Source organism: Brevibacillus sp. HB1.3 (assembly GCF_013186635.1).
Taxonomy (GTDB): domain Bacteria; phylum Bacillota; class Bacilli; order Brevibacillales; family Brevibacillaceae; genus Brevibacillus; species Brevibacillus brevis_D.
This window is the reverse complement of the sequence record NZ_JABMIT010000002.1, coordinates 358,464-371,135: the sequence shown is the minus strand read 5'-3', so window position 1 is coordinate 371,135 and position 12,672 is coordinate 358,464. Positions and strand designations below refer to the sequence as shown.

The 12,672-nt window shown below is 48.2% G+C and carries 11 protein-coding genes; 8 read left to right on the top strand and 3 right to left on the bottom strand.

Features of this window, described 5'->3' with window-relative positions; translation table 11 throughout:
• Positions 1-17 precede the first annotated feature (17 nt).
• Positions 18-1,397: a HAMP domain-containing sensor histidine kinase gene (locus HPY31_RS06375; protein WP_172139432.1), complete on the bottom strand. Its 1,380-nt coding sequence runs from the start codon at positions 1,395-1,397 to the stop codon at positions 18-20.
• Positions 1,398-1,597: 200 nt separating this feature from the next.
• Here HPY31_RS06375 and HPY31_RS29150 point away from each other — a divergent pair, with 200 nt between their 5' ends.
• The 8 genes from HPY31_RS29150 (at position 1,598) to HPY31_RS06335 (ending at position 9,722) form a co-directional block, all read left to right on the top strand.
• On the top strand, positions 1,598-4,276 hold the full coding sequence (locus tag HPY31_RS29150) for a sigma 54-interacting transcriptional regulator (protein ID WP_172139430.1): 2,679 nt from the start codon (positions 1,598-1,600) through the stop codon (positions 4,274-4,276).
• A 204-nt stretch (positions 4,277-4,480) separates the two neighbouring features.
• Complete coding sequence (locus tag HPY31_RS06365) at positions 4,481-4,783, top strand: PTS sugar transporter subunit IIB (protein WP_015893830.1); 303 nt, start codon at positions 4,481-4,483, stop codon at positions 4,781-4,783.
• 7 nt (positions 4,784-4,790) lie between these two features.
• Entirely contained in the window at positions 4,791-6,140 is a 1,350-nt protein-coding gene (celB, locus tag HPY31_RS06360) for a PTS cellobiose transporter subunit IIC (RefSeq protein WP_172139428.1), read from the top strand.
• Positions 6,141-6,161: 21 nt separating this feature from the next.
• Complete coding sequence (chbG, locus tag HPY31_RS06355) at positions 6,162-6,908, top strand: chitin disaccharide deacetylase (RefSeq protein ID WP_172139426.1); 747 nt, start codon at positions 6,162-6,164, stop codon at positions 6,906-6,908.
• 12 nt (positions 6,909-6,920) lie between these two features.
• On the top strand, positions 6,921-7,247 hold the full coding sequence (locus HPY31_RS06350; protein WP_172139424.1) for a PTS sugar transporter subunit IIA: 327 nt from the start codon (positions 6,921-6,923) through the stop codon (positions 7,245-7,247).
• Positions 7,244-8,566, top strand: coding sequence for a 6-phospho-beta-glucosidase (locus HPY31_RS06345; RefSeq protein ID WP_016739599.1), 1,323 nt, complete (start codon positions 7,244-7,246; stop codon positions 8,564-8,566). Before HPY31_RS06350 ends, HPY31_RS06345 begins: the two co-directional genes overlap by 4 nt.
• A gap of 13 nt (positions 8,567-8,579) precedes the next feature.
• Positions 8,580-9,419, top strand: coding sequence for a Cof-type HAD-IIB family hydrolase (locus HPY31_RS06340; protein WP_172139422.1), 840 nt, complete (start codon positions 8,580-8,582; stop codon positions 9,417-9,419).
• A gap of 39 nt (positions 9,420-9,458) precedes the next feature.
• Complete coding sequence (locus tag HPY31_RS06335; protein WP_026133931.1) at positions 9,459-9,722, top strand: HPr family phosphocarrier protein; 264 nt, start codon at positions 9,459-9,461, stop codon at positions 9,720-9,722.
• A 65-nt stretch (positions 9,723-9,787) separates the two neighbouring features.
• Here HPY31_RS06335 and HPY31_RS06330 read toward each other — a convergent pair whose 3' ends face one another.
• Positions 9,788-11,941, bottom strand: coding sequence for a sensor histidine kinase (locus HPY31_RS06330; protein WP_172139420.1), 2,154 nt, complete (start codon positions 11,939-11,941; stop codon positions 9,788-9,790).
• A complete protein-coding gene (locus tag HPY31_RS06325; protein WP_172139418.1) occupies positions 11,919-12,611 on the bottom strand; it encodes a response regulator transcription factor in 693 nt (230 codons plus the stop codon). Before HPY31_RS06325 ends, HPY31_RS06330 begins: the two co-directional genes overlap by 23 nt.
• Between the last annotated feature and the right edge of the window lie 61 nt (positions 12,612-12,672).

The following is a 12,672-nucleotide window of genomic DNA, read 5'->3' as shown; positions in this document are numbered from 1 at the left end:
TTGTGAGCGTCCTTTCGCTATTCAGAGTCGTTTATAATGACGCGCTTTTTCGGGAAGAACAGGAAAACGGTGGTTCCTTTGCCTTGCTCACTGTAGATTTCCAGTTGGCCCTGATGCTTTTGCATGACATTGTAGCAGTAGGAGAGCCCGAGACCAAAGTTTTGCCCTGTCCTTTTTGTCGAGAAAAAAGGGTCGAGCACGTGAGGTAGGTTCTCTTTTGTGATGCCTGTGCCAGTATCTGCGACAGTGATGATCAGATGCTTGTGGGACATAAATAGCTGAAGTTGGAGCTTGCCACCCGACTTCATGGCTTCTAACGCATTCATGCACAAGTTGGTGATGACTTCGCGCAGTTGTACACCATCGCCATGCAAGCGAAGTGTTTCGTCCAATTCACTAACCACTTCTACCTGTTGTTTCAGGATATAGGGCGTCAGATTTTGTGTGACCTGCCCGATGATTTGGCCGGGGTCACATGGTTCTTCGCGCAGCTCGACGTCCCGCAGCTGGTTTTGAATCCGATTCATCATGTCCAGCATATGCTGCGAGGATTGCATCAGCACAAGCGCGTCTTCTTTTAGCGACGGTTGGTTCGTTTCGTCCGCATATGTCTCGATACGGTTGGCATACAGCGAGATTTTGCCTGCTTCATTTTTGATCGTATGGTTAATGATTTGTGCACCGGAAGTCAAGGCACGCAAGGTACTGTCCAGACGTCTTTTCTCTACGCGGAGACGGACGCCCAGAAAGCCGTATTTCAAACTGATGGCAACGATCAGGATAAACTGGATCGTGACCACGCCAATGTTGTAGCGCCAAGCTTCGTAATCGTTCTGAGTGCGCATGATATAGATGAAAATAAAGACGAAAAACAACGGAACGATGATGAGTACGTTCGTGAAAAAGCTGTTCTTTTTCACGAGTGGATCTTTTTCTCGCATGTACTGTACGACAAGCAGCGTACAGGAAAACAGAAAAAACGGAATCACCCATGCCACCATAATCCAGTAGTTAAAAAGCAGCTCGGGATAAACGGGTGTAATCCAAAGCATCCCAAGCGGCAGGCTGAGAGCGGCATATTGTATCGTCAGCTTTACTCTGCGAGACAAGAATTCAGCTGAGTGCACGGAAAACATGAGAAACGTATAGGGCAAGCCCGCTTGGCAAACAAAAGAAGAGATACGGCTTACTACTATCAGGGTGTTCGTGGTCCCCGGCTTTGCGGCCAGGTAATCTGCAAAATGGGGCATGATCGTCTCGTCAATCGCGCCTGAGATAAAGCCCCCAGCCCCAACAAAGGCAGTCGCGCAAGCCCAGCGGATCGACGTTCGTTTCGGGTCTGTGAACAGTACGAACAGACCTAATGCCCATATGGTAAACACGATGAAAACCATCATGGATTTGCTATCTCCTGTCAATCATTATTTCTCTATTATATCGTACACCAGAGAAAGGAGACGGAAAAATAAATCATCGGGACAAAAACAAGGGGAAGGGGGAAAAAAGCAGCAAGCAGGTTTTTCCAAATATTCGTGGAAATGAAAAGGATTGGTTGTGCATTTCGTGACTTTCTATCTATTCAACGGCGGGTGATAGAGTGAAACGATTAGATGTAATATTCCAGACGTTAGTAGACGCTGGTCCCGATAAAAAAGTAAGCGCTTCAGAATTGGCTGAGAGGCTTGGTTTGAGTCGAGCGAATGTGAGCAGCGATTTGAACCGTTTGTGGAAGGAAGGCCGAATCGAGAAGGAAGAAGGGCGTCCGACGCTGTTTTTTGCCAAGCAAGGAAACGATTCGCTCTATTTGGCGGAGACGTCGCTGGACAGGCTGGCAAAAACCAACAAGAGCCTGATCACGCGTATTGAGCAAGCAAAGGCGGCCGTTTTGTATCCGCCGAGAGGGATGCATTGCTTGATTTTGGGAGAAACAGGTGTAGGGAAGTCGTGGTTCGCCGGGATGATTCACGAGTTTGCCGTTGATATTGGACGCCTGGAAAAGCATGCTCCTTTCGTGATTTTTAACTGTGCTGATTATGCCAACAACCCGCAGCTCTTAATCAGTCAATTGTTCGGAGTCAAAAAAGGGGCGTACACCGGAGCGGAGATGGATCGCAAAGGACTCGTGGAAAAGGCAGACGGTGGCATTCTCTTTCTCGATGAGGTGCATCGGCTGCCAGCGGAAGGACAGGAAATCTTTTTTACCTTTATGGATAAAGGCATATTCCGCCGCGTAGGGGAAACAGAGATGGAGCGGACGGCTCAGGTGCAGATTGTCATGGCCACGACAGAAAATCCGGAGTCGAGTCTCTTAAAAACGTTCATGAGGCGCATTCCCATGGTCATCAAGCTGCCATCTTTAGTGGAGCGTGGCTTGGAAGAGCGTTTTCGTATTACGATGGAGATTTTTCAAGAAGAGGCTTTTCGGTTGGGGAGAGAGATTCAGATATCGGCCAATGCTGTGCAAGCATTCTTGTGCTATCATTGCCCGAATAACATTGGACAGTTAAAAACGGATATTCAGCTCACCTGCGCCAGCGCCTATGCCGAATTCATTTCGTTAAAAAAGAATCAGCTGCACGTATCGGTTCAGGATCTGCCGCATCATGTCAAGCAAGGGCTGCTTTTGGTGAAGGATTACAAGCAGGAGCTAGATGAAATCATTGGGACCGAGCACAACTGCTTTGTCGTGCAGCCATCCAAGGAGGGCATCTGGATTGGGCGAGAAACAGAGGATACGACGGACAGTGTCTATGAAAAAATCGAGCAAAAAATATATGAGCTGCAAAACCTCGGTGTGAGTGAAGAAGAATTGGAGTTTGACATCGAGAATTATTTTACGACCTTTATCAAAGGCGTCCATCAACGTGTGAATAAGGGCGACATGGCCCGGATTATTGACCCGTTCATCATTCATCTCGTGGAAGAGATCGTTCGCTTCGCAGAGGCTAAGCTGGAGAAGATTTTGAGCCAGAAGGTGATCTTTGGTCTCGCGTTGCATATTCAAACATCGAAGGAGCGCCTTGCACAAGGTAAGCAGATCGTGAATCCGCAAATCAACCACGTGCGAATCAAATACAAGAAAGAATTTGCCGTGGCGCTAGAGTGCGTGCGCATGATAGAAGAAGCGATACTCATGGATCTGCCGATTGGTGAGGCTGGATATTTGACCATGTTTTTCGTGCTCGACGATGTCAGCATGGAGGAAGAACGGGAAACAATCGGCGTGCTCGTTATTACGCACGGCAGCGGCGGTGCGACAGCGATGGTTGATGTGACGAACCGATTGCTGGTCACACAGTATGCGAGAGCCATCGACCTACCGCTTGAAGAAGATTCCATGAGTGTTTTGGAAAAAGCACTGAAAGTAGCCAGAGAGATCGGAAGCAAGGCTGGACTGTTGTTGCTCGTAGATATGGGGTCGCTGCTCGGCTTTGGTGAGATTATTGAGCGGGAGATCGGCATTCCGGTCAAGGTCATTCCGATGGTCAGCACGCCGCATGTGATTGAAGCCACTCGAAAGGCCATGCTCGGTCATTCACTCGAGGATGTTTACCGAGATGTCTTGGGCATTTCTCTCTATCAGCGGGAGGAGCAGCCGAAGGAGCAGGTGCAAAAGCATATTCCGGCGCTGACAATCGTCGCTGCCTGCTTGTCTGGGGAAGGCAGTGCCTTGTTTTTGAAAAAGCTGCTGGAATCGAGGCTCAGGTACGATGAGAGCCTGCTGGAATTTGTGCCGCTGCAACTGATCGATAAGGCTCAAGCCCGCAGTCAGCTTCGAAAAATCAAGGAGGAGAGAAAAATTCTCTTCGTGGTGAGTAATTACATTCTCGACCGCGAGTTGCGCCACCATAGCATGGACGATGTTTTGAACGGAGAGGCGATGTCTGATATCCAGCAAGTAATCGATCTGGAAGAGGCTTACTTGAAGATGCAAGAGTCTCTAGGAGAGCACCTGCAAATGGTAGATGGACAAGATATTCTCGCAGACGTGAGGATGTGTGTCGGCCGTATGGAGGAACGACTGAACAATTATTTGGTTTTTGACACGCGAATTGGGGCCTACTTGCACATCTGCTGCCTGGTGGATCGCTTGAAAATAGGGACGCAATCCGTAGCGTATATTCAAAAAGACAGTTTTTTGCTGGAGAACCGCAAGCTGTACAGCTTAATCCGACATGAATTATTGCCCCTGGAAGATAAGTATGAGGTAGTAATCAGCGAAGACGATGTTTGTTTTATCATGAATTTCTTCATACACAATAAAACACTGGCGTAACCAGTGTTTTATTTTTTGACTTTTCCCTATTCAAAATCAAACACTACAGCGCTTACATAAAAACACTAATGAGCGTGACAGGCGATGAGGTAGCGAAATATGCCTGACCATGCGGTTTTTTTGGTAAGCGCATACATTTTTTGGTGTTTTGGCACGAAACTTGCTCTTTCAGTAAGGCATCACTCGTTGAGAGGAGGGGGTACAATGAATATTTTATTGTGTTGTGCAGCGGGTATGTCGACAAGCTTGTTGGTTCAAAAAATGGAGGAGGCTGCCAGAGAAAAAGGGTTGGACGCTAAAATATGGGCAGTTTCCGCAGATGAGGTAAAAAATCATATTGATCAAGCAGCAGTGCTCTTGCTGGGACCACAAGTTCGTTACAAGCTGACAGAGATGAAAAAAGAAGGGGCATCCAGAGGGATTCCTGTAGACGTAATCAGCACGGTCGATTACGGTACATTGAACGGGAAAAACGTGCTTGAGTTTGCACTTCGTCTAAAACAGTAGGAGGGGGATGCGTGTGGGCGGATTTGTTTCATTTATGGAAAACCGCATGATGCCGATAGCAGGAAAAATGGCGGAACAAAAGCATCTGCAGGCCATTCGTGACGGAATTATCCTTACTTTGCCTTTGTTGATCATTGGTTCACTGTTCCTCATCATTGGCTTCATACCGATACCTGGTTATGACGAATTCATGGGCGGAGTTTTCGGTGAAAAATGGCGGACGAAGCTGCTGTATCCGGTAGGTGCTACTTTTGACATCATGGGATTAATCGTAAGTTTCGGCGTCGCCTACCGACTAGCAGAGAAATACAAGGTGGATCCGCTGTCGGCTGGAGCGATTTCTGTTGCTTCCTTCTTGCTCGCTACTCCGTATAAAGTATTGTTCACCCCTGAGGGAGCGAGTGTAGCCCAAGAGGTAGGCGGAGTCATTCCTGTTACGCTGATGGGTAGTCAGGGATTGTTCGTAGCCATGATATTGGCGATTTTGGGAACCGAGATTTATCGCAAAATCATCCAAATGAAAATCGTCATCTCCATGCCACCCGGAGTTCCCCCTGCTGTTTCCCGCTCTTTTGTGGCGTTGATCCCTGCGGGTGCTGTGCTTATTGTTGTATGGCTGATTCGGATTCTGCTAGAAAACACCTCTTTCGAGAGTATTCATAATATTGTAAAAGATCTTCTTGTCGGACCATTGAGTGTAGTCGGCAGCAGCTTGATAGGCGCTATCATCTGCGTGTTACTTATTCATATACTCTGGGCTGTTGGTTTGCATGGTGCGGCGATAGTCGGTGGCATTATGAGCCCAATTTGGCTGACACTGATGGACCAGAACAGAGCGGCGTTTCAGGCAAATCCGAACGGTGAATTGCCAAACGTCGTTACTACGCAATTTTTTGACATGTGGATCTATGCAGGGGGATCGGGTGCTACTTTGGCCCTCGTTGTCCTGATGGTATTCATGGCGCGAAGCAAACAGATGAAAAACATCGGCAGACTCTCAATCGGACCCGGCTTGTTTAACATTAATGAACCAGTCATCTTCGGAATGCCGATTGTCATGAACCCGCTCTTGATTATTCCGTTTGTGTTTACCCCTGTCATCTTGGTCATTATCAGCTATTTTGCGATGTCGCTCGGATGGGTGGCAAAGCCAAGCGGGGTATCTGTTCCGTGGACGACACCATTATTTGTAAGCGGCTATTTGGCTACGGGCGGAAAAGTGTCGGGGATGGTTCTTCAAGCGGTGAACTTCATCATCTCGCTCGCGATCTACTATCCGTTCTTCCGCTTGTGGGATAAACAAAAGGTAAGTGAAGAAAAAGCTGGTACTGCTTCCGATACAGCTGTGACTATGTAAACGCTAGAGGAGAGGCTATCTATGAAATTGATTGTGAATGCAGACGATTTTGGGTATTCCAAAGGCGTCAATCTGGGCATCGTCGAAGCACATCGGGAAGGAGTCGTTACTTCTGCGACCATGATGGTCAATATGGAGGGGTTCGAGCACGCTGTAGGGCTGGCCAATGAACATCCGACGCTCGGAGTAGGCATTCATCTAGTACTCACATGCGGATCGCCAGTTAGTCAGGATGTACCATCGCTAACAGATGGAGAGGGGCGTTTCCGACGCGGGCAAGATCATCTGATTTCTGCTGCACCGGAGGAGATTGAGCGGGAGCTGCGGGCTCAATTAGGGAGGTTCGTGGCGTCGGGGCTCAAGCTGACGCATATCGACAGCCACCACCATGTCCATGCACATCCAGCGGTTTTGCCGATTGTTCTGAAGCTGGCAGAGGAATATAGGGTGCCAGTTCGCTATCCCTGGCTGTTCGGGACACAGGAGAAGCGGGACCAATTGAGTGTTTTGACGACAGAAGGCTTTTCTCATCATTTTTATGGAGACGACCTAACCGTACAATCCTTCGTCAGGATCGTAGAGGAAATGGCGGAGTATCCTGTGGTTGAGATCATGACACACCCTGCCTATTTGGACGAAGCGGTACTGACAGGCAGTTCATACGCAAGGCAACGAACCACAGAATTGAAAATTTTAACATCAGCAGAGTTAAAGCAGTACATTCGTGATCAAAAAATACAGCTCGTGACTTTTAGCGAACTTGGATAGGTGGAGATAGATTTGGACCATACAGACGTTATTTTTCAACTAATACTTCACGGAGGAAACGCACGGAGTCTGGCAATGGAAGCGATCACTCTGGCTAAAAATAGAGACTTGCCAGGGGCAGAGGATGCGTTGAAGCGTGCGGGAGAAGAGCTCGGTCGTGCACACCAAAATCAAACGGCACTTATCCAGAAGGAGATAGCGGGCGAAAAGACTGAGATCAGCATGCTCTTGATTCACGCCCAGGATCATTTGATGAACGCAATTACAGTCAAGGATTTGGCTACGGAGTTTGTAGAGCTGTACAGCCAAATCCATGCAGGCAAGGAGGCAGGAGTATGAGCGGAATCAAAATTGTAACGATCGGTGGAGGGTCTAGCTATACACCTGAGCTGGTGGAGGGCTTCATCAAGCGCTACGATGAATTGCCCGTGCGAGAGCTGTGGCTGGTTGATATTCCAGAGGGAGAGAAAAAGCTGCAAACAGTAGGTGCCCTGGCAAAAAGGATGGTAGAGAAGGCAGGGGTGCCTATCGAGATCCATTTGACGCAGGATCGGCGAAAAGCACTTGCGGGCGCAGATTTTGTTACGACACAAATGCGCGTGGGTCTCTTGGATGCGCGAATCAAGGATGAGCGGATTCCTTTGAAATACGGGGTGATCGGTCAGGAAACGAATGGACCTGGAGGCTTGTTCAAAGGCCTGCGTACCATTCCGGTCATTATGGACATTTGTCGTGACATGGAAGAGCTATGTCCAGATGCTTGGCTGATTAACTTCACGAATCCGGCAGGAATGGTCACAGAGGCAGTGCTGCGGTATACCAACCGCAAAAAGGTCATTGGACTATGCAATGTTCCCATCGGGATGAAAATGGGTGTTGCCTCTGTTTTAGGCGTCGAGCAATCACGGGTTCATATTGACTTTGCCGGTTTGAATCATATGATCTTCGGACTGGGTGTGTACCTGGATGGGGAAAATGTCATTTCCCAAGTAATGGATAAAATAACGGGCGACCAATCGGGCATTACGATGCAAAACATTTTGGACCTTGGTTGGGATAAGGATTTCATCAAAGCATTGGGGATTCTCCCGTGCCCGTATCATCGTTATTACTACCAGACGCGCACGATGCTTGAGCATGAGCTGGAAGAAGCGGAGCAGAAGGGTACGCGGGCTGAAGTGGTCAAGCAGGTGGAAGCGGAGCTATTTGCGCTCTACGAAGATCCAGACTTAGATATCAAGCCTCCGCAGCTGGAGAAACGTGGCGGGGCCTATTACAGTGAGGCTGCTTGCAATCTGATTTACTCCATTTACAACGACAAGCGCGATATCCAGACGGTAAATGTTCGTAACAATGGGGCGATTGCCAGCATTCCGGATGATTCGGCAGTTGAAGTGAACTGCGTGATTACAAGAGAAGGGCCGATTCCTTTGGCTGTTGGTGACTTGCCTGTTCCCGTGCGTGGACTCGTACAGCAAATCAAATCGTTTGAGCGAGTGGCAGCTGAGGCAGCTGTAACGGGTGATTACCATACCGCGCTATTGGCGATGAATATTAACCCGCTGGTGCCGTCTGATGTGATCGCCAAAAAAATACTCGATGAAATGCTGGAGGCGCACAAGGAGCATCTGCCACAGTTTTTCAAGCCTGTCACATAAGGATGGAACTCGTGTGAAATACAAACTCCTCGCCTTGGATGTGGACGGAACGATTTTGATGTCGAACCACACCTTATCCAAAGTAACAGAGCGGGCCATTACCCAGTTAGTGCAGCAAGGAGTCCACGTCACACTGGCAACCGGCAGGGCATACCCATCGGCCAAATCGTTGGCGCAGCAGTTTCGGATCAGCGCACCGCTTGTTTCCCATGATGGCGCATACGTTGCAGACCCCAAGACGGATCAGGTGCTGTATGTACAGCGTATTCCGTATGAGATAGCGGCGAGGATTACAGATATACTCGTATCGCATGGCTTGGATGTCATGTTGCTGCATGAGGCTTATGCTGTCACGAATCGCACCTGGAAGTTGACGGATTTGTTTCCTCTGTTAAATGCCTGGACACTGCGCCAGCTCTGGAAAAATCAATACCCGCTCAAAATCCAGGCTTCGCGGTTGATCGCCGGATACGTTCGAAAACATGAGGTGTGTGCTCCGAAAATATTCGTCACGGGAGACGAGAAGCGTCTGTTGGAAGCAAGACAAGAGCTTGAGAAAGCCGAGCTTACGGGGATTCGCGTGACGGCATCAGGCGCGAATAATTTGGAAATATTGCCTGTAGGTATCTCCAAAGCAAGTGGTCTTGCGGTAGTGAGTGAGAGGCTTGCGATTCAGCCTGACGAGATCGTTGCTGTAGGAGACAATTACAATGATGCAGAGATGCTCCAATTCGCCGGAATGGGTGTGGCGATGGGCAATGCTCCCGATGATCTGAAACAGCTGGCTCGGCATGTCACGGAAACGAATGATCGGCATGGGGTGGCAGAAGTCATCGAGAAGTTTTTCTTGTAAGAGGATTGCATGTACAAAGACAGGAAGGGAGGCGTGAATTTGATCCGAATGAATCTGGAAGTAGCCGTGAGTGGAGGTCTCCATGCTCGCCCTGCTTCTGTCTTGGTGAACCTGCTCAATCAATACAGCTCGTCGGTCAAGATGATCTACAATGACAAGCAGGCTAATGGCAAAAGCATTCTTAGCGTAATGGCTCTGGGGGCGAAGACCGGAGATGAAATTATGTTTGAGGTGGAGGGGGCCGATGAGCAAGAAGTGGCTGCCAGAATTGAGGCCCTATTTGAAAGGAACTTTGCCATCTAACAGGGAGAAAACCACGTAATAAAGCCAGTGCCTGACGATCGGGCACTGGCTTTCCTATTTGCTCCTTACGCGTGCTTGCGGAATACGACCGTGACTTTGAAGTAATCGCCATCAATATCGATAGACAGCCTGCCGCCTTGCAGCTCTACGATGCTTTTTGCGATAGCCAAGCCGAGGCCAGAGCCTTCGGTATGACGGGATTGATCAGCGCGCTTGAACCGTTCAAACAGTTCCTGTGCATCAAAGTCGATTTCGTAGGCGGAGACATTTTTGAACGTCAGGATAACCTCTTCCTGTGTCTCTGCCAAATGGATCAGGACGCGCGTGTTCGGCATGGAATACTTCAGGGCGTTGCCAATCAGATTCTCGAATACACGCCATGTTTTCTTGCCATCCAGAGGAGCAACGATTTTCGGCTGTTCCGTTGTTACGCGGAAAGTGAGCGTCGATTGCTCGATTTTGTCACTGAATTCAGCGATGGATTGGTTGAGCAGGGAGGCGACATTCACTTGCTCGATATTCAGCTCAACCGCGCCGCTGGACATTTTGGCTGCGTCAAACAGGTCATCGATGAGGACGCGCAGTCGATCTGCTTTGCGATCCAAGACATCGACGTAGCTCTTGCGTTCCTCAGGTGTCAAATCTTCCTGCTTGAGCAGGGTAACGTAGTTGATAATCGAGGTTAGCGGTGTTTTTAAATCATGAGAAACATTGGTGATCAATTCGGATTTCATGCGCTCGCTCTTCATCTGCTCTTCCATCGCGTGCTTGAGTCCCTTTGTGATGTTGTTGAGAGAGTGAGCGAGATCAGATAACTTCCCTTTTTTTACCTTCTGGATCGTGGTGTTCAGATTGCCTCCAGCCATTTCGGAGGCTCCTTGCATGATGCGGTTCATCAGACCCAAGCGTCTAAGTGAGTATGGGAAAACCACGATCATATAAAACATGCCATACAAAAAGCTGAAAAACAGCAAGCCACCAGACCCTGCGAATATGGCGACGAATCCGAAAACGATACTCATTCCAAACATGACCGTCAGGATGAACAACGTGGATACTTTAAAGAACATGCCGCGATTGGCATAGCTTTCTTGAAGAAGGACACGTTGTCTGGCGAAAATACTCTTTTGCCACTGCTGCGTAAATCTCTCAGGTTGGTTGTACATAAGCCATGCCTCCATAAATTGTAGAAGCAGGTAAGAAGTAAACAACGAAACGAACGCAAGGGTGAAGAAATGCTCCCCATCAATTGGCAAGAAGAAAAAGCGCACGTTCGCGATCATAATGAGATACGTGATGCCAAGTATGAACGACAGTACCATCCGAATATCCAACGGGATAAAGCGGACCAGTGCCAGGCTTTTCACTACAATCGGTACTTCTAACGTTTTGCTAACTGGCAAATACCAGTAGCAGAGTGCAAGGATGAGCAGAGTGCCCCCGAGCAGGACTAACTCGCCAATCAGCCGATCCCGAATGGAATCATAGTAAAGTGCATCTGTGTGGACCTGACTATATCCATCTGGTTCTTTTGGGATATAAAAGATACCACTTAGTTGATTCAGTTGATAAGTGCGATTGATGCTTTCCAAATCCCCGTTCGTATTAGGGAGGTTGATTGTATAGCGCGCATATCGGGCCAGTTCCCATTCTGTAGGTTCTTGCGCGAGATTGGTGTAAACTTTGTTGTTCTTTTTATCGGTGACGTAGTATTTGAAGGAGCCGCTTCGCAAGGTGAGGCTATTTTTTTGTTCCTCGTACTCGGCATCTTTTTCGGCGATTCTGTTGTTCACCTGCTCCTGATAATGGAACGTTGCTTTCGAGATGTCTTCTTGCAAGCTTTGTGAATATTCCTCGGTTAATTGGGCGACTCTCTCGTTGTCACCCTCACTTTTTGCCTGTTTTATCCTATCTAAGAGATGGTTATCTTCCTTAATCGTTCGAAGGGTTTCCTCATGCTCTTTTTTCAGCTGATTCGCTGTCTTCTCGTCGAGCTTTCCTGGAGTGTAGCCTGCATAATCTACATGAACCTTTTTCACAAGCTCAGCAAATGTCTCTAATTCACGATTGAAGCCTGAGCTTTGAAAGTAATTATTCTCTTGGAGATTCTCGCGCTTATGGTACAGATCAGCCATCGTTAGGAGAGTAAGCGAAATACTCACGATCATAACAATGAGCACGGGCACCGCAAAGCGTTTATTTTTCGATTTTGTATCCAATTCCCCATACCACCTTCAAATATTTAGGTTCCTTCGGGTTGATCTCTATTTTTTCCCGAATGCGTCTCACGTGGACAGCTACCGTGTTTTCCGCGTTCATATAAGGCTCTCTCCAGACCCGTTCATAAATCTCCTCAATCGAAAAAACGCGGCCCTTGTTTTCCATCAACAGCTCCAGGATCTTGTATTCGGTAGCCGTCAGCCTGACCTCGTTGCCGTCAATTGCTACATTTTTTGTACTCTTGTTCAAGGTCAAGCCGCGTACCTGAATCTCATCCTCTGTTATTTGAGCGCTTCCCAGATTGGTAAAACGTCTTAACTGAGATTTGACCCTGGCGATGAGCTCCAAGGGATTAAAAGGCTTCGTCACATAGTCATCGGCACCGATGTTGAGCCCGAGAATTTTATCGGTATCCTCTGACTTGGCAGACAGCATGATGATCGGGATGTTTTTTTTCTGGCGAATTTGAAAGGTGGCGGTCATTCCGTCCATTTTTGGCATCATGATGTCCATCAGGATGAGCTGGATCTCTTCGCGTTCCAGTACGTCCAGCGCTTCCTGTCCATTGCTAGCCTTGAATACGGTCATGGATTCATTTTTGAGATAGATTTCGATTGCGTCGCGGATTTCTTCCTCGTCGTCGACTACGAGGACTTGATATTTGGTCATGATTCGTCCCACCTTATGAATGCATTCATGGTACTATCTTAACGCCCAGCTCTAACAAAAC

Bases quoted from the DNA above. Each gene is read 5' to 3' on its own strand.
- celB (WP_172139428.1), top strand. From the start codon at position 4,791: ATGCGTGTGGGCGGATTTGTTTCATTTATGGAAAACCGCATGATGCCG.
- HPY31_RS06365 (WP_015893830.1), top strand. From the start codon at position 4,481: ATGAATATTTTATTGTGTTGTGCAGCGGGTATGTCGACAAGCTTGTTG.
- HPY31_RS06375 (WP_172139432.1), bottom strand. From the start codon at position 1,397: ATGATGGTTTTCATCGTGTTTACCATATGGGCATTAGGTCTGTTCGTA.
- HPY31_RS06345 (WP_016739599.1), top strand. From the start codon at position 7,244: ATGAGCGGAATCAAAATTGTAACGATCGGTGGAGGGTCTAGCTATACA.
- HPY31_RS06325 (WP_172139418.1), bottom strand. From the start codon at position 12,611: ATGACCAAATATCAAGTCCTCGTAGTCGACGACGAGGAAGAAATCCGC.
- chbG (WP_172139426.1), top strand. From the start codon at position 6,162: ATGAAATTGATTGTGAATGCAGACGATTTTGGGTATTCCAAAGGCGTC.